We start from the raw sequence: 23,316 nt of genomic DNA, 5'->3' as shown, positions 1-23,316 counted from the left end.
TGGTCATCACCCGCCGGAACCTGATCCGCATGAGCCGGATTCCGGAGATGATCATCTTCGGGCTGGTCCAGCCGATCATGTTCGTGGTGCTGTTCACCTATGTGTTCGGCGGCTCGATCCAGGTCGGCTCGTCCACCTCCACCCAGGCCTACCGCGAGTTCCTGATGGCGGGCATCTTCGCCCAGACCGTCACGTTCGCCACGGCGGGCGCGGGCGCGGGCATCGCCGACGACATGCACAAGGGCCTCATCGACCGCTTCCGCTCGCTGCCCATGGCGCGCGGCGCGGTGCTGACGGGGCGGACCCTCGCCGACTCGGTGCAGACGGCCCTGACGCTGGTCGTCCTCGCCGTGGTCGCCGTGCTGGTCGGCTGGCGAACGCACGAGAACTTCGGCAAGGTGCTCGCCGGATTCGGCCTGCTCCTGCTCCTCGGATACGCGTTCTCGTGGATCGGGGCGCTCATCGGCCTGGTCGTGCGCACTCCTGAGGCGGCGACCTCGGGCGGTCTGATCTGGCTGTTCCCGCTGACGTTCATCTCGAACGCGTTCGTGGACGCGAACCAGATGCCGTCCTTCCTGCGCCACATCGCGGAGTGGAACCCGTTCAGCGCCACCGTGCAGGCGTGCCGTGAGCTGTTCGGCAACCTTCCGCCGGGCTTCCAGACGTCCGACGCCTGGCCCATGCAGCACCCGGTCTGGGCGTCACTGATCTGGTCGGTCGTCATCATCCTGATCTTCCGGACCCTCGCGGTGCGCAAGTACCGCTCGGCAGCGGCCTGACCCACGGCCGCTTGCGAGCGGCCCGGAGCATGACGAAGCCCCCGGCGTCACTGGGACGCCGGGGGCTTTCGGCTGTCTGGTACGGGTGGTCCCGAGCGGTGGGCGCGGGTCCGGCTCAGCCGCTGTAGGGGTCGGCCTTCAGGATGCGCACGGAGGCCTTCCTGCCGTTCGGCAGCTCGTACTCCGCGTCCTCGCCGACCTTGTGGCCGATCACGCCGGACCCGAGCGGGGACTGCGGGGAGTACGTCTCGATGTCGGCGCTCGCGTACTCGCGCGAGGCGAGCAGGAACGTCAGCGTGTCGTCCTCGTCACCGTCGAACGCGATCGTCACGACCATGCCGGGCGCCACGGCGCCGTCCGTCGAGGCCGGAGCCTCTCCGACCTTGGCGTTCTCCAGGAGCTGGGTCAGCTGGCGCACACGGAGCTCTTGCTTGCCCTGCTCCTCCTTGGCCGCGTGGTACCCGCCGTTCTCGCGCAGGTCGCCCTCCTCGCGCGCAGCCGCGATCTTGGCGGCGATCTCCGTGCGCGCAGGACCAGTAAGGTGCTCAAGCTCGACCTTGAGCTTGTTGTACGCCTCCTGGGTCAGCCAGGTGACGTTCTCGCTGGTCTGGGTCACAGGTGCTCCTCGTCGGTACTGGGAATACAAAGCATCGCCCTACCCAGAAGAATGTTCCTTCACGAGTGGGCGAAACCACGAGCCTAACAATTCAGCGGCGGAAGGGGGAGGACATAAGTCACCAAAATGACGTCAACGCAGGTCAGTCGCCGGGTAATGCGCGTGACCTCAGTCGGCGTGGCAGTCCAGGAGCTCGGCCGTGGTGGCCGGTTCCGTCGTGCGGAGCGTGACGGTCCGTGTGACGCGGGTGGCGTCCCCGTCGAAGCGGAAGTCGGCGCGGCCCACCTCGGCGCCGTTCTCGCCCTGTGAGCGCACGGTGCAGTAGCCGGAGGCGCCGGCGTCCTTCTCGACGGCGAGCTCGACCTTCACCGCGTCGTCGGCGAGATCAAAACTGATCACCTCGGCGCTGATCTTGTTCTGGCCGACGTAGTGGTACCCGAAGTACCCGATCACGCCGAGAAGCAGCACACCGAGCGCGGCACCGACGACCTTCAGGGTGCGGTCGGCGCGCTCGTCCGAGGAACGGCCGTACCGGCCCGCGGGCGGCCGCGCGCTCACCGTACTCATGATCGTCCTCTCGGCAGGGGCGGGACATCGGTCCCGGACGGGGCTCCGGGACGGGGTCCCGGAATTATTCGCCCCCCGATTCGGTCACTATAGAAGCCGCCGTTCGCACCCGGTCACCCCGGGCGCCGACCAAACGAGGATTGAGTCTTGACTGACCAGCTGCGACTGATGGCCGTGCACGCCCACCCCGACGACGAGTCGAGCAAGGGCGCGGCCACCATGGCGAAGTACGTGTCCGAGGGGGTGGACGTGCTGGTGGTGACCTGCACGGGCGGAGAGCGCGGTTCCATCCTCAATCCGAAGCTTCAGGGCGACAAGTACATCGAGGAGCACATTCACGAGGTACGCAAGAGGGAGATGGACGAGGCGCGCGAGATCCTCGGCGTCGAGCAGGACTGGCTCGGCTTCGTCGACTCCGGTCTGCCCGAGGGTGATCCCCTGCCGCCGCTGCCGGAGGGCTGCTTCGCCCTGGAGGACATCGACAAGGCGGCCGGCGAGCTGGTGAAGCGGATCCGCTCCTTCCGTCCGCAGGTGATCACCACCTACGACGAGAACGGCGGCTACCCGCACCCCGACCACATCATGACCCACAAGATCACGATGGTGGCGTTCGAGGGTGCCGCGGACACCGAGAAGTACCCGGAGAGCGAGTTCGGCGACGCCCACCAGCCGCTGAAGCTGTACTACAACCAGGGCTTCAACCGCCCCCGCACCGAGGCGCTGCACAAGGCGCTGGTCGACCGGGGCATGGAGTCCCCCTACGGGGACTGGCTCAAGCGATGGGACGAATCGGGCCACAAGGACCGCACGCTGACCACGCACGTTCCGTGCGCGGACTTCTTCGAGATCCGTGACAAGGCCCTCATCGCGCACGCCACCCAGATCGACCCCGACGGCGGCTGGTTCCGGGTGCCGATGGAACTCCAGAAGGAGGTCTGGCCGACGGAGGAGTACGAGCTCGCGAAGTCGCTCGTGGACACCTCCCTCCCCGAGGACGACCTCTTCGCGGGCATCCGCGACAATGCCTGACATGAGCGCAAGCGTGAGCCTGGCAATGACCCACCTCGTCCCCCTGGCCAAGGAGCTGGACGAGGACAAGGTGACCCCCGGTGTCCTCGGTTTCGTCGTCTTCGCGGTGATGGCCCTGGCCGTCTGGGGCCTGATGAAGTCGATGAACCGCCACATGGGACGGGTCGACTTCAAGGAGTCCCCGGACCCGAAGGCGGGATCCGAGGACTCCCCGGCCGGGCTCGAGGCCCGGCGCGGCTGAGGGCGACGCCCGGAGTGCTCCCGGCGCGGCGGGTCACCGCCGTGCCGGTACCGCCACCCCCATCACCTCCCGGGCGTGCCGGCTCGGCACCATGCCCAGGCGCCACGCCTGCCAGCCGGACTCCAGGCTGACCCCGCGCTCCAGCAGCAGCTGGTACGCCTCCACGTAGTCGTCCAGCTTCTCGTCGCGTGCCGGATGGCCGGCCCGGCCCAGCTGCGCCAGCTCCTCCTGCGCCACCGCCGTGCCGACCTCGACACCGCCGGGCGCCGCGTACGGCAGCAGGGTGCAGCGCAGGAAGCGCGCCCAGTCCTCGCCGCGCCGGTCGCCGTACGAGGCGAACAGCCCGACGGCCTCGTCGCACAGGGTCAGCGCCTGGGCCGTGCGCGCGTTGCCCGCGTCGACGACCGCGAGTTCCAGACAGGTCCAGGCCTCGCCGTGCGCGACGCCGATGCGCTGGAAGTCGGCGCGGGCGTCCACGAGGAGCTGGCGGGCGAAACCGGAGTTGCGCAGCGAGCCGGTCTGGGCGGCGCGCTGGTCCCGGGTGGCGCGGGCCGAGTGGTGCCGGGCGCAGGCCAGGCCGTACACGTCCCGCATACGGGAGAACATCGTGCGTGAGCGCTCCAGCTCGCGGACCGCCTGGTCGAGGTGGCCGGTCTCCTCCAGGGCCTGGCCCAGGTAGTACAGCGTCCACGCCTCGCCGCGGGCGTCCTCGTTGTCGCGGTGCCGGGCCGCCGCGCCGCGCAGTTCCTCCACCGCCTGCGCCCCCTCGCCCGCGACCAGTCCGGCCCGCGCCAGCTGGGTCAGCGCCCAGGCCTCGCCGCGGGCGTCGCGGGTGCGGCCGTAGCGGTCGAGGGCGGCGCGCAGCTCGCCCTCGGCGTGCTCCACGTCGCCGAGGCGCAGATACAGCTGGCCGAGCTGGAAGTGGGCCCAGGCCTCACCGTGCAGGGACTCGCCCGCCCGGTGCAGCTCCAGGGAGCGGTGCAGCAGGTCGAGGGCCTCGGCGAGATGCGCGCGGTCGCGCTCGACTGCGGCCAGCGCGTGCATCGTCCAGGCCCGGTCGGTGGCCAGCGCGGGCGCAGCCTGCATGTCGAGCGCCTCGCGCAGCCGTGCCGCCGCCTCGCCGAGGTTGCCCTGGTGGTGCAGCGTGATGCCGAGGGAGCACAGGGCACGGGCCGCGCCCGCGTCGTGCTGCGCCTCCCGGTACAGGTCGACGACCGAGGAGAGCGTCGTACGGGCCTTGTCCAGCTCGCCCAGCTGCCGGGCCGCGATGCCGGTGCGCCACTGCACCGAGCGGATCAGCAGCCCCTCGTCCACGGCCTGGGCGAGTTCGCTGATCTCGCCCAGCCGGTACAGGTCGCCGCGCAGCAGGCAGTAGTCGCACAGCGCGCCCAGCAGGTTCAGCACCGCCCCCTGGTCGACGCCCTCCGCGTGCCGCAGCGTGGCGGTGATGAAGCTGGACTCGTCGTCCAGCCAGCGCAGCGCGTCGTCGAGGGAGGAGAAGCCGTGCGGGCCGAAGCGGTCGGAGCGGGTCGACATGTTGCCGTCGACCAGCCGCAGCACCGAGTCGGCCAGCTCGGCGTAGTTCACGATCAGCCGCTCCTGCGCGGCGGTCCGCTCGGCGGGCTCCTCCTCGTCGAGCAGACGGGCGTGCGCGAACGCCCGGACGAGGTCGTGCAGCCGGTAGCGGCTGCCCCGCACCCGGTCGATCAGTCCGGCCCGGCAGAGCACGACCAGATGCCGGGTCGCCTCCGCATCGTTCGTGGCCAGCAGTGCCGCCGCCGCCGCGGTGCCCAGCGAGGCGCGCCCGGCCAGCGCGAGCCGGCGCAGCAGCCGCCGCGCCGGGTCGGCCTGGTCGGTGTAGCGCAGCCACAGGGCCCGCTCCACCGGTTCCACCGGGCCGTAGGCGCCCAGGTCCGCGGCGAGCTGCCGGGGCGAGCGCGGGCCCAGCGACGAGCCGGCGACACGCAGCGCCAGCGGCAGCCCTCCGCACAACTGCCGGATCCGCTCGCCGGATTCGGCGTCGTAGGGCCCCGAGGTGTTCTGCGCCGTGGCGCCGAGCAGTTCCTCCGCGCCCGCCGTGTCCAGCGCGTCGACTGGCAGCTGGTGCAGCCACGCCGTCTCGTCGTCGGGCAGGTCCAGCGGTTCCCGCGCGGTGACCAGGACGAGGCTGTCGGACCGCTCGGGGATCAGGGTGCGGACCTGCTCGGGGTCGCAGGCGTCGTCGAGGACGACCACGACGGGCACCCCGGTCAGATGCTGGTGGTACAGCTCGCTCAGCCGCTTGACCTGCTGTTCGGCCGAGGAACGCTCCCGGAACAGCAGCTGCTCGCGCGGCGCGCCCAGCCGGTTCAGCAGATGCAGCAGCGCCTCACGGGTGGACAGCGGCTGCTCCTCCGGGCTGCCGCCGCGCAGATCGACCACGCACGCCCCGCGGAACTGGTCCCGTATGTCGTGGGCGGCCCGCACCGCGAGCGTCGTACGGCCGCTGCCGGGGGCCCCGTGCAGCACGACCACCGTCGGCCGGGTCCGGGTGCTCGCGCGGGCCGCCTGCACCCACTGCCGGATCCGTGCCAGCTCCCGCCGCCGCCCCGCGAACGGCCCCACGGGCTCCGGCAGTTGGCCGAAGGACTGGGCCAGCACACTGCGTCCGCGTGCCGCCCCGCTCTTGTCGGCCCCCTTCAGCCGGGGCCCGGTCTTCGTCGCGCCGGTGGACGAGGCCAGCATCCGCTGCTGGTCCAGGAACGGCCGGATCCCGCGCACGTCCAGTGCCGTCAGCCACTGGAGCCGCAGCTGTTCCGGCCCGCCCGGCTGCCCCGCGGCACCGGCCCGGTGGTGGGCGGCCGGCAGATGCGAGCCGGCGACCTTCACGACGGTCGTCGCCGCGCCCACCACGCCGACGGCCACGCCCGCGCCCAGCGCGGTGCCCGCGCCCGTGCCGAGCGCCAGGTCGGCCGCCGCCGCCGCGACCGCGGCCACACCGGCCACCAGCAGCGGGGTTCCGGCGCCCTCGCGCGCGTACCGCTGCCCGAAGGTCAGGCGGCCGGCCTCCGTCTCGTCCAGCGCGCGCGTGTAGGCCGCGTACTCCTCCGCGGCCGACCCCGCCATCGTGTCCAGCGCGCCGCGCGCCCGCGCCATGAGCACCTTGCCGTCGACCCGGCCGCCCGACCGCCGTACCTCTTCCTCCACCGCGCGTACCAACAGCCGCTCGGCCGCCGCCCGATGACTGTCACGCATGTCCCGTCCCCCTCCGGCGACAACTGCTTTGCCTACGAGTGTCCTTCCGTACGGCCGCGATGGCGAGAGGGCGGACGATCACCGGCCGGTCGTTCCGGCGGGCTCCGGCCGTGTCGGGCAGGATGGAGGCATGCCGAACCGACTCGCCCACGAGACCTCCCCCTACCTGCTCCAGCACGCCGACAACCCCGTCGACTGGTGGCCCTGGTCGGACGAGGCGTTCGCGCAGGCGCGCGGGAGCGACAAGCCCGTCCTGCTCAGCGTCGGGTACTCCAGCTGCCACTGGTGCCATGTGATGGCGCATGAGTCCTTCGAGGACGACGCGACCGCCGAGTTCCTGAACGAGCACTTCGTCAGCGTCAAGGTCGACCGCGAGGAGCGCCCCGACGTGGACGCCGTCTACATGGAGGCGGTGCAGGCCGCCACCGGGCAGGGCGGCTGGCCCATGACGGTGTTCCTCACCCCGGACGCGGAGCCGTTCTACTTCGGTACGTACTTCCCGCCGGCGCCCCGGCACGGCATGCCCTCCTTCCGGCAGGTGCTGGAGGGCGTGAGCACCGCGTGGCGCGAGCGGCGGGAGGAGGTCACCGATGTCGCCGGGAAGATCGTCCGGGACCTCGCCGGACGCGAGGTCGGCTTCGGCGGGACCGAGGCACCGGGCGAGGAGGAGCTCGCGCAGGCCCTGCTCGGGCTGACCCGGGAGTACGACCCGCAGCGCGGCGGGTTCGGCGGCGCGCCGAAGTTCCCGCCGTCCATGGTGATCGAGTTCCTGCTGCGCCACCACGCGCGCACCGGCTCCGAGGGCGCCCTGCAGATGGCGCGGGACACCTGCGAGCGGATGGCCCGCGGCGGCATCTACGACCAGCTCGGCGGCGGCTTCTCCCGCTACTCCGTCGACCGGGACTGGATCGTTCCGCACTTCGAGAAGATGCTGTACGACAACGCCCTGCTGTGCCGCGTCTACGCGCACCTGTGGCGGGCCACCGGTTCCGGGCTCGCCCGGCGCGTCGCCCTGGAGACCGCCGAGTTCATGGTGCGGGAACTGCGCACCGAGCAGGGCGGTTTCGCCTCGGCGCTGGACGCCGACAGCGACGACGGCACCGGCCGCCACGTGGAGGGCGCGTACTACGTCTGGACCCCGCAGCAGCTCCGCGACGTCCTCGGCGACGACGCCGGGCTCGCCGCCCGCTGCTTCGGCGTGACCGAGGAGGGCACCTTCGAACAGGGCGCCTCCGTTCTCCGACTGCCGCAGCAGGACGAGGTGTTCGACGCCGAGAAGGTCGCCTCCGTCAAGCGGCGGCTGAGGGCCGCGCGGGCCGAGCGGCCCGCGCCCGGCCGGGACGACAAGGTCGTCGCCGCCTGGAACGGCCTCGCGATCGCCGCGCTCGCCGAGACCGGCGCCTACTTCGACCGCCCCGACCTGGTGGACGCCGCCCTCGCCGCCGCCGACCTCCTCGTCCGCGTCCACCTCGACGACAGCGCCCGCCTCGCCCGCACCAGCAAGGACGGCCGGGTCGGAGCCAACGCGGGCGTTCTGGAGGACTACGCCGACGTCGCCGAGGGGTTCCTGGCGCTGTCCTCGGTCACCGGGGAGGGCGTCTGGCTGGAGTTCGCCGGGCTGCTGCTCGACCACGTCCTGGTCGGCTTCGTCGACGAGGAGTCGGGCGGGCTGTACGACACCGCCGCCGACGCCGAGCGGCTGATCCGCCGTCCGCAGGACCCCACCGACAACGCCGCCCCGTCCGGCTGGACGGCGGCCGCGGGCGCCCTGCTGGCCTATGCCGCGCAGACCGGCGCGGAACCCCACCGGACCGCAGCCGAGCGGGCGTTGGGCGTGGTGAAGGCGCTGGGCCCGCGGGTCCCCCGGTTCATCGGGTGGGGGCTCGCCGTCGCCGAGGCGCGGCTCGACGGACCGCGCGAGGTCGCGGTGGTGGGCCCGGCGCTCGACGACCCGGCGACGAAGGTCCTGCACCGCACCGCGCTGCTGGGCACCGCGCCCGGCGCGGTGGTCGCCTACGGCGTCCCGGGCAGCGACGAGTTCCCGCTGCTCGCCGACCGTCCGCTCGTCGGCGGCGCACCGTCCGCGTACGTCTGCCGCAACTTCACCTGCGACGCGCCGACGACCGACCCGGAGCGGCTGCGCGCGGCGCTGGAGGGCTGATCCGGTCCGGGGCGACGCGGCAGGTGTCCTGACATGTTGCCCCAGCCCCCACACCTGTACGAAACACGCTATTTATCGGAACAGCTTTCGCGCTTCACACTTCCCCCCTAATCTCTCCACAGTGTCGGGACGCCAGTGAACCAGCGTCTCGGCAGGGGGGTTTGGGGATCTGGGGGGATCTGTTGCTGACGTCTGTCTTCATCGCTGCCGTTTCACTGGCCCTGTTCTGGATGGCGGCGTTCACCTTGTGGTGGCAGATGCACGCGTGGCGTACGCCCGAAGTGCTCGCGTCCACCCGCTTCAGCCGGCCGGACGGCGGTGAGCACCTGTCGTTCTCGCTGCTCCTGCCGGCCCGGCACGAACAGGCCGTGCTCGACCACACCATCCAGCGGCTGCTGGAATCCACACACACCGACTTCGAGATCATCGTCATCGTCGGGCACGACGACCCGGAGACCACCGAGGTCGCCCGGCGGGCCGAGGCCCGCGACCCGCGCGTGCGGGTCGTCGTCGACACCCACGACAGGAAGAACAAGCCGAAGGCCATGAACACGGCGCTGCCGCACTGCCGCGGCGACGTCGTCGGGGTCTTCGACGCGGAGGACCAGGTCCATCCGGAGCTGCTCGCCCATGTCGACCACGCGTTCCGGTCCACCGGCGCCGACGTCGTCCAGGGCGGCGTGCAGCTGATCAACTTCCACTCCAGCTGGTACAGCCTGCGCAACTGCCTGGAGTACTTCTTCTGGTTCAGGTCGCGGCTGCACCTGCACGCGCAGAAGGGGTTCATCCCGCTCGGCGGCAACACCGTCTTCGTCCGCACGAAGGTGCTGCGCGAGGCCGACGGCTGGGACCCCGACTGCCTCGCCGAGGACTGCGACCTGGGCGTACGGCTCTCCAGCGTCGGCAAGAAGGTCGTCGTGGCCTACGACTCCGACATGGTCACCCGCGAGGAGACGCCGGGCAGCCTGATGTCCCTGCTCAAGCAGCGCACCCGGTGGAACCAGGGGTTCCTCCAGGTCTACCGGAAGCGGGACTGGAAGCAGCTGCCGGGCTTCCGGCAGCGGCTGCTCGCCCGCTACACGCTCATGACGCCGTACCTTCAGGCGATCTCCGGCGTGATCATCCCGCTCAACGTGGCCGTCGCGCTCTTCCTCGACGTGCCGGTGGGCGTCGCCTTCATCACCTTCCTGCCGGCCGTCACCGCCCTCGTGACCTTCGTGTTCGAACTCGTCGGGCTGCACGACTTCGGCAAGCAGTACGGACTCCGGGTCCGCTTCGTGCACTACGTCAAGCTCATCGTCGGCGGGCCCTTCTACCAGGTGCTCCTCGCCGGGGCCGCGGTGCGTGCCGTCTGGCGTGAACAACGCGGCCGCAACGACTGGGAGTTGACCAGCCACGTCGGCGCACATCTCGCGCACGTGAACCGAGAGGACGTTCCTGCGTGACCTCCACCCTTCCCGCGGCGACCGACGTCAAGGTCCCCGCGCAGCGGACAGCTGTGCCCAGAACCGGTTCGACCCTCCGGACAACGCCTCCGCTCCGGCTGCGCCGTTCGCGCTCCGACCTGATCCTGTGCGGGGTCCTCCTGGTGGCGATCCTGGTCGTACAGGGCTGGAACATCGCCGACTACCCGACCTACAGCGACGACGAGGGCACCTACCTCGCCCAGGCCTGGGCCGTCCAGGAGGGCCGCGGCCTGGCCCACTACACCTACTGGTACGACCACCCGCCGTTCGGCTGGATCCAGATAGCGCTGCTGACCTGGATCCCCGCGCACTTCGCGCCGGAGTCGATGACGGTCGGTTCCATGCGGGTGGCGATGCTGCTGATCAGCGCGATCAGCGCCGTCCTCGTCTACGTCCTGGCCCGGCGGCTGTCCCTGCCGCGGTGGGCCGCGGGGCTCGCCATGGCGCTGTTCGGGCTCTCCCCGCTGTCGGTGGTCCTGCAGCGCGAGATCTTCCTGGACAACATCGCCGTGATGTGGACGCTGCTGGCGTTCACCCTGGCCGCCTCCCCGAGCCGGCACCTGTGGCACCACTTCGGTGCGGGCATGGCCGCCGCGGCGGCGGTCCTCACCAAGGAGACGATGCTGCTCGTCCTGCCGGCCGTGCTGGTCACCATGTGGCGGCACAGCCACCGGGACACCCGGAAGTTCGCGATCACCGGCGCCGTCACCGCCTGCGCGCTGCTCGGCATCTCGTATCCGCTGTTCGCCCTGCTCAAGGGTGAGCTGTGGCCGGGCGCCGGGCACGTCTCGCTGTGGGACGGCGTGGTCTACCAGTTGAGCCGGCCCGGCTCCGGTTTCATCCTCGACCCCGGCTCCGGCTCCTACGGCGTGCTCCGGTCGTGGCTGTACTACGACCGCATTCTGCCCCTCGGCGGCCTGGCGGGCGCCGTGCTGCTGCTGGTCACCTGGCGCTGGTCGATCACCGCCCGCGCACTGGCCGGCCCGGCGCTCACCGTGGCGATCCTCGCCCTGATGGCGATGCGGCCGAGCGGCTACCTGCCCGCGATGTACGTCCTCCAGGCGCTGCCGTTCCTCGCCCTGGTGCTGGCCGGCGGTACGGCGTCGGTGGCCCACGCGGTGCTGCGCAGACGGCGCCGGGACGGTGAGAGGCGGCTGGTGACCGGCGGGCGCTACGCGCTCGCGGCGGTGCTGGCCGTCGCGGCCGGCGCCTACGTCGTGCCGCGCTGGTACGACGGCGACCGCACCGCCATGACCGCGGACGCCAACGCCCCCTACCGGGCCGCCTCGAAGTGGCTGGCCACCGAGGTGGCGAACCCGCGCGACACCCGCGTCCTGGTCGACGACGCCCTCTGGCTGGACCTGGTGCACGCGGGCTACCGGCCCGGACTCGGCGTGATCTGGTTCTACAAGGCCGACCTCGACCCCGCGGTGACGAAGACGATGCCGCGCGGCTGGCGCGACATCGACTACGTCGTCGCCTCGCCGACGGTCCGGCGCGACGCGGTGGACCTGCCCAACGTGAGGGCGGCGATCGAGAACTCCACCCCGGTCGCCGTCTTCGGCACCGGGGAGGACCGGATCGAGATCCGGCGGATCCAGGCCGCCGCCGGGGCCGCGGGAGGCGAGCGATGAGCCAGGACTCCGTCGTCCCCGGCGAACTGGGCGATCCGGCGGTCCGCGCCGCCGAGGTCCCCGAGCCGGGCGCCGTGACCATCGTCGTACCGACGTTCAACGAGTCCGCGAACGTCCGCCGCCTGCTGCAACTGATCACCGAGTCGGTGCCCGCGCGGCTGCCCTGCGAGGTCGTCTTCGTGGACGACTCCACCGACGACACCCCTCAGGTGATCCGCGAGGCGGCGCAGGACTGCCCGTTCCCGGTGACCGTGCTGCACCGCGAGGAGCCGGCGGGCGGGCTCGGCGGCGCCGTCGTCGAGGGCATCAAGGCGGCCGGCTCCGACTGGATCGTCGTCATGGACGGCGACTGCCAGCACCCGCCCTCGCTCGTCCCCGACCTGGTGGCGACCGGTGAACGGGCCAACGCCGGACTGGTCGTCGCCTCCCGCTACATCAAGGGCGGCAGCCGCGCCGGGCTCGCCGGCAGCTACCGCGTGGCCGTCTCACGCGGCGCCACCTGGCTGACCAAGGCCCTCTTCCCGCGCAGACTGCACGGCATCAGCGACCCGATGAGCGGCTTCTTCGCGATCCGGCGCAGCGTGGTCACCGCCGAGGTCCTCCAGCCCCTCGGCTACAAGATCCTGCTCGAACTCGCCGTGCGCAGCCGTCCCCGGCAGGTCACCGAGGTCCCGTTCGTCTTCCAGGACCGGTTCGCCGGAGAGTCCAAGTCGACCGCGCGGGAGGGCCTGCGCTTCCTGCGCCACCTGGTCGGACTGCGCACCGCCTCACCGGTGGCCCGCATGGTGGTCTTCGGCCTGATCGGCGCGACCGGCTTCGTACCGAACCTGCTCGGCCTGTACGCCCTCACCGGTCTCGGCATGCACTACCTGCCCGCCGAGATCGTCGCCAACCAGTTCGGCGTCGCCTGGAACTTCCTGCTCATCGAGCGGCTGCTGTTCCGCGACCGCCGCCGGCACCGGCGGCTGTGGGACCGCCTGTGCCGGTTCGCCCTGCTCGCCAACGCCGACCTGGTGCTGCGCATCCCGCTGATCGCCCTGCTGGTCGGGGCGTTCGGCATGGGGGTGCTGCCCGCCACCGCGCTCGCGCTGGTGACGACCTTCGTCCTGCGCTTCATCGGTACCGAAGCGCTGGTCTATCTGCCGCGCCGGAGGCCGGCAAAACCGCCCGTGCCTGCGCGCGCGGGAGCCGCACAGCAAGGAGAGCCGTGTGAACAGACGCCGTAGACGAACCGCACTCCTGGCCGTGGCGGGCCTGACCGGTGGCCTGCTTCTGACCGCACCCCAGCCCGCCTCCGCCGCCAACCTGATCAAGAACCCGGGCTTCGAGACGGCCGGCACCGGCGACATGCCGTACTGCTGGTCGAAGTCCGGCTGGGGCGACAACGACTTCAGCTTCACCACGACCTCCGACGCGCACTCCGGCACCAAGGCCATGAAGGTGGAGCTGACCCGCCGCGTCGACGGCGACCGCAAGGCGCTGATCACCGAGTCGGCCGACTGCGCGCCGGTGGTCACCGCGGGCAAGCAGTACGACCTCTCCCTCTGGTACAAGACGACGACGCCGGACGCGAACATCACGCTGTTCCGGCACGACACGACGGCCGGGTGGCAGTACTGGACCGACCTCAAGACGCTGGAGATGGCCGGGGCGTGGACCGAGGCGACGGTCCGCACCCCCGAGGTCCCGGCGGGCACCGACCGCATCAGCTGGGGTGTGTCCGTCTACGGCACCGGCTCCGCGACGACCGACGACTACACGATGGAGCAGGTCGCCGACCCGGTGCCGGAACCGGACTGCACGGGTACCGCGCAGGAGTGCGCGAACGGCCGCTGGGACGTGCTGCCCGCGCAGAACCCGGTCCGCTCGATGCACTCGGTCGTGCTGCACAACGGCAAGGTGCTGCTGATCGCGGGTTCGGGCAACGACCCGGCGCTGTTCGAGGCGGGCACCTTCACCTCCGCGGTGTACGACCCGGAGGACGGCTCCTACCGGGTCGTTCCCACCCCGGACGACATGTTCTGCGCCGGGCACGTCCAGCTCCAGGACGGCCGGGTGCTGGTCATGAGCGGCAACAAGGGCTATCCGTCGGCGGACGGCACAATCGGCTACCAGGGGTTCAAGGACTCGTACATCTTCGACCCCGAGACCGAGACGTACACCAAGACCAATGACATGAACGACGGTCACTGGTACCCGTCGGCCACCATTCTGGGCAACGGCGACGTGATCTCCTTCGGCGGTCTGCGCGAGGACTCCACCGGCTCGGTGACCGCCGAGCTGTGGTCCGACGCCGAGCAGCAGTGGCTGCCGACCTGGAAGGTCAACCAGACCTGGTCCTTCTGGGGCCTGTACCCGTCGATGATCCTCATGCAGGACGGCCGCCTCTTCTACTCCGGCAGCCATGTCTTCGGCAACAACATCCCCGGCACCGGCTCGGCGATCTACGACTACGACGCCAACTCGATCACCCAGGTGCCCGGCCTGCGGAACAAGGACGAGCGCGACCAGTCGGCGAGCGTGCTGCTGCCGCCGGCCCAGGACCAGAAGGTGCTGACCATCGGCGGCGGCAACATCGACTCCAACCCGGAGGCGAACCGGCTGACCGACGTCATCGACCTCAAGGACCCCGATCCGTCCTACGTCGCCGGCCCGCCGCTGCCGCAGGGCACCGTGGACCTCGGCAACGGCCCCGTCCCGCAGACCGGTGACCAGGGCAAGATGTATGTCTCCGCGGTCCTGCTGCCCGACGGCAAGGTGCTGGAGACGGGCGGCGCGCTGCACAACCGCGCCAACCCCGTGCACGAGTCGTCGATCTACGACCCGGAGACCGGCACCTTCGACCCGGTGGCCGCCGACCCGGAGGCCCGCGGCTACCACTCCTCCGCGTTCCTGCTGCCCGACGGCCGGGTGATGAGCACCGGCGACAACCCGGGCAACGGCTCCTGGAACCACAATGTGTCCGTCTACACCCCGCCCTACCTCTACAAGGGCGACCGCCCGACGATCACCTCGGTGATCGACAGCGAGTGGAACTACGGCGACACCCAGCGGATCACCGTCGACCGGCCCATCGCCAAGGCGGAGCTGATCCGCCCGGCCGCGGTGACGCACTCGTCGGACCCGAACCAGCGGTTCGTGGACCTGCCCCTGTCGGTGGACGGCGACAACATCGACCTGAACGTGACGAGCAACCCCAACCTGGCCCCGCCCGGCTGGTACATGCTCTTCGCGGTCGACGCCAACGGCGTGCCGTCGGTCGCCGAGTGGGTGCACCTCCAGGGTCCGCAGGCCCTGCGGGCCACCGACGCCTCGGCGCACGTCCACTCCTTCGCCGACGACCTGTCCGGCAAGGTCACCGGCCCCGGCAAGAAGCGGGGTTCGCACAAGGTCGGCACCACCGTCTCCGGCTGCGACCGGCACTACGGCTCGGCCAACGTGTGCGTGCCGACGGCCTTCCCGAAGGAGGTCAAGAAGACGACGGTGGCCCGCTGCGACTGGCTGAAGGACAACGACTACGGCCGTCTGAAGGTCAACGGCAAGGACGACCCGCTGCGCCTCGACCCGAACAGGGACGGCGTGGCCTGCGGAAAGGGTGATCTGCGCCGGCGTTAGCCCCGGTTCGGGAACGCCGTGAGGGCGCGCTCCACGATGGCCTCCAGCTGGTCGTGGTGCGCGCCCTTCCAGTACGCCCGCCCGCACTCCCGGCACTGCGCGAAGACGTCGTACGAGCGCTGCGTGCCGCCCTTCAGCTGCGCCGCGACCTCCTCCTTGGCGGCCTCCCGCAGCAGGCCGTTGCAGGCGGTGCACCGGGTCCAGGGCCGCAGCTCGGGGGCGAACCGGTCGAGGATGTCGCCGAGTTGGTCGTCGGGGCGGGTGCTGTAGACATAGGCGCCGGCCCACAGTTCGCGGCGGCGCAGCAGGCCCCGGTCGCGGCTGAGCATGACGCGCCGCTCGGCGGCGGAGCGGGCGGCCAGCGCCGGGTCGCCGATGTCGGTCGACTCGTACGCCGTGTCCACGCCCAGCAGCCGCAGCCGGCGGGCGAGCGTGCCGAGGTGGACGTCGAGCAGGAAGCGCAGGGGAGCGCCCGGCACCCGCTGCGGACGCCGCACGGCGCGGACCCGCACGGACTCGCCGTCCCGCGGGACGTGCCCGGTGGGCACCTCGCGGCCGTCCAGGACGAGGGCGCCGACCTCGGTCAGCGGGACGCCGAGGGACTCGACGACATGGCCCAGCGTCGAGACGCCGTCGGTGGTGAGGGCGGTGGCGCCCCGGCGCCGCGCGTGCGGGACGAACAGGGCCAGTTCGGGGGCGAATTCGACGTGGATCTCGGGGCGGATCTCGGGTCCGGTCACCTGATCAGGATGGCACGCAGGAGGCCCGGGGCCTCAGTGGATTTCGCCGGGCAGGCCGTGCTCGAAGACGGCCAGGGCGCGGTCGACCAGCTCGTCCGGGTCCTCACGGAAGCCGTGGCGCGCCCAGTACTGGGAGATCTCCATCAGCCCGCCGATCAGGGTCGTGGTGAGGATCCGCACCTCCAGGCTCTCCGGATCCCGCCCGGTGCGCTCGCCGATCACCCCGGCCAGCGCACGGCCCACGGCCGACATGCTCTCCATCATCCGGGACCGCACCGCGGGGGCCTCCACCATCAGCCGGCAGCGCAGCCGGGTGACCTCGGGGTCCTCGCCGAGACCGAGGGCGATGGCCCGGTGCGCGACATGGCGCAGGGACTGCGGCCAGGGCTCGTCCGCCGGCCGGGCGCGGAACTCCTGGAGCAGGAGCGGGTCGTACTCGTCGGTGAGGACGATGTCCTCCTTGGTGGGGAAGTAGCGGAAGACGGTCGACGGCGACACCTCGGCGCGGTCGGCGATCTGCTCGATCGTCGTGGTGTCGTACCCCTGCTCCTCGATCAGCTCGTACGTCGCGGTCCGGATCGCCGCCCGGGTCTTGAGCTTCTTCCGCTCGCGCAGCCCCGGCTGGGGGCGGTCGGCGGGGAATGGGGTCCGTGCGGCCGTCATGGGAGTCATTCTCGGCCATCGGCCGGGGGGTGACCATGTCATGAACACAGTCGGAATCCGGCCGAGGCCGAGAATCTGTGCGGTAGTCGCTGTCAAAAGACAGTGACTGTCAACCCGTGCGCGGCTGCGGGCACGGCCCGGCCATGCGAAAGGGCCACGGCTCGGGAGCCATGGCCCTGGGGCGGAGGGCGGGTTTCTAGGGGTGCTGGTACGCCACCAGCGAGATGCCCACGTAGTGCACGACGAAGGCCGCCAGCGTGAGGGAGTGGAACACCTCGTGGAAGCCGAACCAGCGCGGCGACGGGTTGGGGCGCTTGATGCCGTAGACCACACCTCCCACGCTGTACAGGAGACCGCCCACGACCACCAGGACGAGGACGGCGATCCCGCCCGTGCGCATGAAGTCCGGCAGGAAGAAGACGGCCGCCCAGCCCATGGCGATGTAGCACGGGGTGTAGAGCCAGCGCGGGGCGCCGACCCAGAAGACCCGGAAGGTGATGCCCGCCAGGGCCGCCGCCCAGATGCCCCACAGCAGCCAGCGCCCCTTGCTGCTCGGCAGGAGCAGCAGGGTCAGCGGCGTGTAGGTGCCGGCGATGATCAGGAAGATGTTCGAGTGGTCCAGGCGGCGCAGCACGCCGTCCATGCGCGGGCTCCAGTCGCCCCGGTGGTACAGCGCGCTCACACCGAACAGGAGGCACGCCGTCAGGGCGTAGATCCCGCAGGCGAGGCGGCCGCGGGGGGAGTCCGCGAGGGCGGTGAGCGCGAGGCCCGCGACGAGCACCGCGGGGAACATCCCGAGGTGCAGCCACCCGCGCAGCTTGGGCTTGATCGGGTGGGGCAGGGAGAGCGCCTCGGAAACTCGGTCGACGACCGGCGGGTCCAGCGGCGCGTCGGAGGCGGACGCAGTCATGGCCGAATGGTACCTACGCAACCGTAAGTTACGGATCAACGGATCGTTGGGAGTGGCCATCATCTCACGGGAGTTGGGCATCCCGCAGCTTCACGTCGCCCGAGGCCACCCGAGGGGCGGTCGGTCGAACCCGACGTGCGCGCGGGGAAACGCGGAGAAACACTGAGGTTACGTGTCCTTCCTCACTCGCTCAGGTGGGCGGCCCTCTGGACAAATGGGCGGGGAACTCGGATGATCAAATGAGTGCGGTCGGCACCGGATGAGCGCCCAAGGTCGGACTTGCGCAGCATCCGGGTCGCAGCCCCCACGGGGCACATAGTCAAAAAACCCCTCATTTAGGAGCAACCGTGGCGCGGAACATCGCGGCTCCCCCCGTCATCCCGACGAACCACCAGGAGCTGATCTCCTGGGTCAACGAGATCGCCGAACTGACCGAGCCGGACAGCGTGGTCTGGTGTGACGGATCCGAGGCCGAGTACGAGCGCCTGTGCGAGCAGCTCGTCGAGAAGGGCACCTTCCGCAAGCTCGACCCGATCAAGCGCCCCAACTCCTACTACGCGGCCTCCGACCCGACCGACGTCGCCCGCGTGGAGGACCGCACCTTCATCTGCTCCGAGAAGGAGCAGGACGCCGGCCCGACGAACCACTGGAAGGCCCCCGCCGAGATGCGGGAGATCTTCCAGGGCGAGAAGGGCCTGTTCCGCGGCTCGATGCGGGGCCGCACCATGTACGTCGTGCCCTTCTGCATGGGCCCGCTCGGCTCGCCGCTGTCCGCCATAGGCGTCGAGATCACCGACTCCGCCTACGTCGCGGTCTCCATGCGCACCATGACCCGCATGGGCCGTCCGGTGCTGGACGAGCTCGGCTCCGAGGGCTTCTTCGTGAAGGCCGTGCACACCCTCGGCGCCCCGCTGGAGCCCGGTCAGCAGGACGTCCCCTGGCCCTGCAACCAGACCAAGTACATCTCGCACTTCCCGGAGAGCCGCGAGATCTGGTCCTACGGCTCCGGCTACGGCGGCAACGCGCTGCTCGGCAAGAAGTGCTACGCGCTGCGCATCGCCTCCGTGATGGCCCGCGACGAGGGCTGGCTCGCCGAGCACATGCTGATCCTCAAGCTCACCCCGCCGCACGGCGAGTCCAAGTACGTCGCGGCGGCCTTCCCGTCCGCGTGCGGCAAGACCAACCTCGCCATGCTGGAGCCCACCATCTCCGGCTGGACCGTCGAGACGATCGGCGACGACATCGCCTGGATGCGCTTCGGCGAGGACGGCCGTCTGTACGCGATCAACCCCGAGGCCGGCTTCTTCGGCGTCGCGCCCGGCACCGGTGAGCACACCAACGCCAACGCGATGAAGACGCTGTGGGGCAACTCGGTCTTCACCAACGTCGCCCTCACCGACGACAACGACATCTGGTGGGAGGGCATGACGGAGGAGACCCCGGCCCACCTGACGGACTGGAAGGGCAACGACTGGACGCCGGGCGCCGACGTCCCCGCCGCCCACCCCAACGCCCGCTTCACCGTCCCCGCCTCCCAGTGCCCGATCATCGCGCCCGAGTGGGAGGACCCCAAGGGCGTGCCGATCTCCGCGATCCTCTTCGGCGGCCGGCGTGCCACCGCCGTACCGCTGGTGACGGAGTCCTTCGACTGGAACCACGGCGTCTTCCTCGGCGCGAACGTGGCCTCCGAGAAGACCGCCGCGGCCGAGGGCAAGGTCGGCGAGCTGCGCCGCGACCCGTTCGCGATGCTGCCGTTCTGCGGCTACAACATGGGCGACTACATGGCCCACTGGGTCGAGGTCGGCAAGTCCGTGGACGCGGCCAAGCTGCCGAAGATCTACTACGTCAACTGGTTCCGCAAGAACGACGAGGGCAAGTTCGTCTGGCCCGGCTTCGGCGAGAACAGCCGTGTCCTGAAGTGGATCGTCGAGCGCCTGGAGGGCAAGGCCGAGGGCGTCGAGACCCCCATCGGTGTGCTGCCGGCCCCCGGAGCCCTGGACACCGACGGGCTGGATCTGGCCGACCGGGACCTGGAGTTCCTGCTCACCGTGGACAAGGAGGTGTGGCGCGAGGAGGCCGCCCTGGTCCCCGACCACCTCAACACCTTCGGCGACCACACCCCCAAGGAGCTGTGGGACGAGTACCACGCCCTGGTGCGACGCCTGGGCTGACCGTCCCCGAGACTCCGCGGCCGGTTTCCGATCGTGCCCTGACCAGCTCCGTCGTCACGGCCGGCCGCGGTGACAGCCGCAGGGCCCCGCACAACGGCGTGCGGGGCCCGCGGGCCGTCGTGCGGACGGGCCGTCAGCCGGCGGTCCCGCCGGTCCGGCGCCTGTCCTCCAGATAGCGGGTGTGCGACTCCTGGCGGCGGGCCTCGATCTCCCTGAGACCCGCCGCCAGCCGGTCCGCCTCCCCCCGCAGCAGCGTCAGCTGCCGCTCCAGATGGCGCTCCGGCGGATCCTGCCCCGGCGTCATCCGGTGCCACCACCGGGTGCGGACGAAGGCGTCGACGGCCTCGGGCACGTCCTGCCGCACGGTGCGCGACAGGGCGTGCACGGCTTCCGGGTCCCGGGAGAGGATCTCGGAGACCCAGCCGGGTTCGAGCAACGCCGCGAGCAGCCCCGTCAGTTCGGTGAGTTCACCGGCCGCCGAGGGCGGCAGGTCGACGTCCGCCAGATACGCGCACAGGGTGTCGAAGTCACCGCGCAACTCGTCCAACCGGGCGGACGCGTCGGGGAAGTCGGGCAGCGGCGGCCGTTCCGGCGGGGCGACCAGCGCGCCCGCGCCGTACAGTCCCGCGACCACGACCGGCCAGTACGGGCCCGCGACGCCCGCGAAGGTCAGCACCAGGCCGACCAGGCCGCAGGCGCTGCCGGTGAGGTTCTTGCGGGACTCCAGAAAGCCCAGTGCCCTATTGGTAGCCACGGATCTCCTCGAAGGCGCCGTCCAGCGAGCCCTTCCGGGCGTCGAACAGCCGGCCGCCGGTCAGGTCGGCGATGTGCTCCAGCTCCGCGCGGTCCGAGTCGCCGAAGAGGACGGTGAAGACGGGGATCTCCTTCCGGGCGCCGCTGAGCGACCCGTGGAAGGCCCCGAAGTCGCGGGCCGTCGCGCCCGTGGTGTTCTCGCCGTCGGTCATCAGCACGATCGACGTGAAGGTGTCCCGGTCGGTGCGCAGATGGTCGTACGCCTTCTCCAGCGACGTGTAGACCGCCGTGTCGCCCTCGGCGTCGAGCGCCTCGGTGTCCCGCCGGATCCCGTCGAGGCCGGTGCGCGGGTCCCGCGGGTCCACGACATGGGTGCGCACACTCTTCACGTCCGACCCGAACGGCATCAGCGTGACCTCCTCCCGCTCCCGGAAGTCCCCGGTCAGGCCGGTGAGCGCGGTCTTCAGCCGGGCCAGCCGGTCGCCCTCCATGGAGCCCGAGGTGTCCAGCACGTACACCGTCCGGGAGGGGCGGCGCAGCTCGTTCTCGTACGAGTCGAGCAGTCCGTCGGCGACGGAGCGGCTGCCGGGGAAGGGCAGTTCGCGCCGGCGGGCGGTGTCCAGGCCCGGCGCGGGCCGCACCGAGGCGACGACCGGACGGCGGTGGGTGCGGTCGGTGATCGCGCGCTGGACCTCCGGGGAGCGCAGCGCCTCGGTGAGCCGCCGGACGTCCTCGCGGGCCTCGGCGCCCGCGGAGGCCAGGGAGGCGAGCGGGTAGTCGGCGGTGACCACCCCGTCGCCGGGGCGGATCACGGTCAGGCCCGGGATGCCCTTGAGGACCGACTCGTAGTTGAGCAGCGCGTCGACGTCGCCGCGCCGGCTGTACGCGCTCGCCAGCCAGCCGGACGAGCCCGAGGTCAGCTTCTGGCCGCGGAAGAACTCCTTCAGCCGCGGCGTGGCCCGGCGTACGTCCGCGTCCGTGAGCGCGGACTGGGCGCCGGACAGCGCGGAGGCGACGGAGACCAGCGTGGAGAAGCCGGAGTTGGAGCGGGCCGGGTCGGTCATGCCGTAGGTGAGGTCGCCGGCCCGGACCGCCCGTTCGACCTGGGACCAGGTGACCTTCCCGGGCTGCCAGCCGAGGGCCTCGACGGTGGCGGGGCGGACACCGATCGCCACCGGGCTCGACATCACCGAGGTCTCCGACACGACCTTTTCGGCCGCCTCCGGGCGCAGCCGCAGACAGTCGCCGGAGGACAGCCACACCGCGTCGTACGCGCCGTCCGCCCGGCCCCGCGCGAGCAGGTCCACGGCGTCGAGGGTGCCCAGGTAGGTGGGGCGGACCGTGATGCCGGTGTCCTCGCGGATCCGGTCCAGGACCGGCGTCATGTCGCTGAGTTCGCTGGAGGCGAGGACGCGCAGGGTGCCGGGCCGGTAGGCGCGGGCGGCCCCGTCCGGCTCGTCGTCCCGGGCCGTCGTGCAGGCGGTCAGCAGGGTGAGCCCGGCCACGGCCAGGGCGAGGAGGCGTCTCATGCGAGACCGCCTTCCAGCGCGTTCTGCGAGCGGCTGCGGTCCAGGTAGGCACTCGCGTGCTGCAGTTCGGCCGTCAGGGACTCCACGGTCGCCGCCATCGCCTCCGTGGCCTGCACCTTGTACGTGTCGATGGTGTCCAGCGTGCGGTAGATCTGCTGGAAAGCGTTGCGCAGGGTCTCCGCGCCGACCGCCGGGTCCGCGGCGATGCGCTGGATCTCGCCGCTCTGCGTGGCGAGCATCTCGGCGTTGCCGCGGATGAGGTCCTCGGTGGTGCCGCGCAGCGCGTTGACCTGCTCGACGACCTTGCGCTGGTTGTCCAGGGCGGAGGCCAGCATCACCGAGATGCGCAGGGCGGACACCGTCGTGGTCGCCGCCCGGTCGACTCCCTTGATCAACTCGTCGTTGTTGCGGCGTACGACATCCATGGCGAGATAGCCCTGCGCGCACACCGCGAGCTGGGTGAGCAGGTCCTGGTGCTTCTGCCGGACCGGGAAGAGCACATCGGCCCGGAGCGAGCCGGCGGCCTGCGGGTCGCCCGCCTCGACACCGGCGACGTGTTCCTCGACGGCCGTGTCCAGGGCGGCGGTGAGCACCACGTACTCCTGGAGCTTGCCCATGGTCTCCCAGAGCCGGACCCGCTCCGTCTGCAACGCCGCGTTGTCCCGGCGCAGTTCGTCCTGGCCGCCGCGCAAGGAGCCGACGATCTTGTGGAGGGTGCCCTGCGCGGAGGCGTACTTGGCCACGTGGTCGCGCAGTCTGTTGCCGCCCGGCAGCCGGGACAGCAGTTTGCGTCCCCGGGTGGCGGACAGGTCGCGCGGGTCCAGGTCCTCCACGACCCGCCGCAGTTCCACGAGGGATCCGGCCACCTGCGACTGGGCGTCCCCGCCCTTGGCCGGCAGGCTGCGCACGGTCCGCTCCAGCATGCGGTTGGACTGCGCGGCCGCGGTGCGCATCTCCCCGGCGCCGAGGCCGGTGATCTCCCCGACCTTGCCCGCGAACTCGGGTGAACGGGCGTCCAGCGCGGCCAGCCCGGCCACGTAGTCCGCCGCCTTGCGGGCCATCTCCGTACGGACCCCGTCGTCGACGGGCACGAGACCGCCCGCCTTCTCCACGGGGACGGCGGCGACCGGCTCGGGCGGGGTGAGGGTGAAGGTGTCGTCGTGGCTGGGACTGATGTTCTGGCTGGTGCTGCTGCCGTACTCGGTCAT

At 71.3% G+C, this 23,316-nt stretch carries 18 protein-coding genes; 9 read left to right on the top strand and 9 right to left on the bottom strand.

The window, feature by feature from the left end; translation table 11 throughout:
* The first annotated feature begins 29 nt into the window (after window positions 1-29).
* Window positions 30-779 carry an ABC transporter permease gene (locus DN051_RS15440; RefSeq protein ID WP_234388973.1) on the top strand — a complete coding sequence of 250 codons (750 nt, stop codon included), beginning with the start codon at window positions 30-32 and terminating at the stop codon, window positions 777-779.
* A 115-nt stretch (window positions 780-894) separates the two neighbouring features.
* On the opposite strand, the gene greA is transcribed toward DN051_RS15440, so the two are convergent.
* Together greA and DN051_RS15430 are read right to left on the bottom strand one after the other, a co-directional pair.
* The gene (greA, locus tag DN051_RS15435) at window positions 895-1,395 is read right to left on the bottom strand and encodes a transcription elongation factor GreA (protein WP_053761703.1); all 501 of its coding nucleotides are present in this window, start codon (window positions 1,393-1,395) and stop codon (window positions 895-897) included.
* Window positions 1,396-1,563: 168 nt separating this feature from the next.
* The gene (locus DN051_RS15430; RefSeq protein ID WP_053761702.1) at window positions 1,564-1,962 is read right to left on the bottom strand and encodes a DUF4307 domain-containing protein; all 399 of its coding nucleotides are present in this window, start codon (window positions 1,960-1,962) and stop codon (window positions 1,564-1,566) included.
* A 168-nt stretch (window positions 1,963-2,130) separates the two neighbouring features.
* Between DN051_RS15430 and mca the strand changes: the two genes are divergently transcribed.
* Window positions 2,131-2,991 carry a mycothiol conjugate amidase Mca gene (gene mca, locus DN051_RS15425; protein ID WP_053761722.1) on the top strand — a complete coding sequence of 287 codons (861 nt, stop codon included), beginning with the start codon at window positions 2,131-2,133 and terminating at the stop codon, window positions 2,989-2,991.
* A complete protein-coding gene (locus tag DN051_RS15420) occupies window positions 2,984-3,232 on the top strand; it encodes a hypothetical protein (protein WP_079001487.1) in 249 nt (82 codons plus the stop codon). The genes mca and DN051_RS15420 overlap by 8 nt, the downstream gene beginning before the upstream one ends.
* A 33-nt stretch (window positions 3,233-3,265) precedes the next feature.
* Here DN051_RS15420 and DN051_RS15415 read toward each other — a convergent pair whose 3' ends face one another.
* Window positions 3,266-6,466 (bottom strand): tetratricopeptide repeat protein, encoded by a 3,201-nt coding sequence (locus DN051_RS15415; RefSeq protein ID WP_053761700.1) that lies wholly within the window; start codon window positions 6,464-6,466, stop codon window positions 3,266-3,268.
* Between the two features lie 130 nt (window positions 6,467-6,596).
* Between DN051_RS15415 and DN051_RS15410 the strand changes: the two genes are divergently transcribed.
* The 5 genes from DN051_RS15410 to DN051_RS15390 all read left to right on the top strand — a co-directional run bounded on the left by DN051_RS15410 (window position 6,597) and on the right by DN051_RS15390 (window position 15,342).
* Window positions 6,597-8,627 carry a thioredoxin domain-containing protein gene (locus DN051_RS15410; protein ID WP_112438909.1) on the top strand — a complete coding sequence of 677 codons (2,031 nt, stop codon included), beginning with the start codon at window positions 6,597-6,599 and terminating at the stop codon, window positions 8,625-8,627.
* Between the two features lie 182 nt (window positions 8,628-8,809).
* Window positions 8,810-10,072: a glycosyltransferase gene (locus DN051_RS15405; RefSeq protein WP_053761721.1), complete on the top strand. Its 1,263-nt coding sequence runs from the start codon at window positions 8,810-8,812 to the stop codon at window positions 10,070-10,072.
* Window positions 10,069-11,727 carry a phospholipid carrier-dependent glycosyltransferase gene (locus DN051_RS15400; protein WP_053761698.1) on the top strand — a complete coding sequence of 553 codons (1,659 nt, stop codon included), beginning with the start codon at window positions 10,069-10,071 and terminating at the stop codon, window positions 11,725-11,727. The genes DN051_RS15405 and DN051_RS15400 overlap by 4 nt, the downstream gene beginning before the upstream one ends.
* Window positions 11,724-12,953, top strand: a complete 1,230-nt coding sequence (locus DN051_RS15395; RefSeq protein ID WP_079001484.1) for a glycosyltransferase — start codon at window positions 11,724-11,726, stop codon at window positions 12,951-12,953. Before DN051_RS15400 ends, DN051_RS15395 begins: the two co-directional genes overlap by 4 nt.
* Window positions 12,937-15,342, top strand: a complete 2,406-nt coding sequence (locus DN051_RS15390; protein ID WP_079001482.1) for a galactose oxidase family protein — start codon at window positions 12,937-12,939, stop codon at window positions 15,340-15,342. Before DN051_RS15395 ends, DN051_RS15390 begins: the two co-directional genes overlap by 17 nt.
* On the opposite strand, the gene DN051_RS15385 is transcribed toward DN051_RS15390, so the two are convergent.
* From DN051_RS15385 to trhA, 3 genes are all read right to left on the bottom strand, one after another.
* Window positions 15,339-16,082, bottom strand: coding sequence for a Mut7-C RNAse domain-containing protein (locus tag DN051_RS15385; RefSeq protein ID WP_053761696.1), 744 nt, complete (start codon window positions 16,080-16,082; stop codon window positions 15,339-15,341). The genes DN051_RS15390 and DN051_RS15385 overlap by 4 nt on opposite strands.
* 33 nt (window positions 16,083-16,115) lie before the next feature.
* Entirely contained in the window at window positions 16,116-16,745 is a 630-nt protein-coding gene (locus DN051_RS15380; RefSeq protein WP_455430969.1) for a TetR/AcrR family transcriptional regulator, read from the bottom strand.
* A 196-nt stretch (window positions 16,746-16,941) separates the two neighbouring features.
* A complete protein-coding gene (gene trhA, locus DN051_RS15375) occupies window positions 16,942-17,655 on the bottom strand; it encodes a PAQR family membrane homeostasis protein TrhA (RefSeq protein ID WP_053761694.1) in 714 nt (237 codons plus the stop codon).
* A 347-nt stretch (window positions 17,656-18,002) separates the two neighbouring features.
* Here trhA and DN051_RS15370 point away from each other — a divergent pair, with 347 nt between their 5' ends.
* The gene (locus DN051_RS15370) at window positions 18,003-19,826 is read left to right on the top strand and encodes a phosphoenolpyruvate carboxykinase (GTP) (protein ID WP_053761693.1); all 1,824 of its coding nucleotides are present in this window, start codon (window positions 18,003-18,005) and stop codon (window positions 19,824-19,826) included.
* Between the two features lie 133 nt (window positions 19,827-19,959).
* Here the strand turns inward: DN051_RS15370 and DN051_RS15365 are convergent, their stop codons facing one another.
* Genes DN051_RS15365 through DN051_RS15355 form a run of 3 tightly spaced genes read right to left on the bottom strand, consistent with a single transcriptional unit; the run spans window position 19,960 to window position 23,316 of the window.
* Entirely contained in the window at window positions 19,960-20,580 is a 621-nt protein-coding gene (locus DN051_RS15365; RefSeq protein WP_199314937.1) for a hypothetical protein, read from the bottom strand.
* A complete protein-coding gene (locus DN051_RS15360) occupies window positions 20,567-22,108 on the bottom strand; it encodes a substrate-binding and vWA domain-containing protein (RefSeq protein WP_053761692.1) in 1,542 nt (513 codons plus the stop codon). Before DN051_RS15360 ends, DN051_RS15365 begins: the two co-directional genes overlap by 14 nt.
* Entirely contained in the window at window positions 22,105-23,316 is a 1,212-nt protein-coding gene (locus DN051_RS15355; protein ID WP_112438908.1) for a toxic anion resistance protein, read from the bottom strand. Before DN051_RS15355 ends, DN051_RS15360 begins: the two co-directional genes overlap by 4 nt.

The organism is Streptomyces cadmiisoli, from assembly GCF_003261055.1.
Lineage (GTDB): Bacteria > Actinomycetota > Actinomycetes > Streptomycetales > Streptomycetaceae > Streptomyces > Streptomyces cadmiisoli.
Note: the sequence above shows the minus strand (reverse complement) of the source record. Positions and strands in the feature narration are given on the sequence as shown.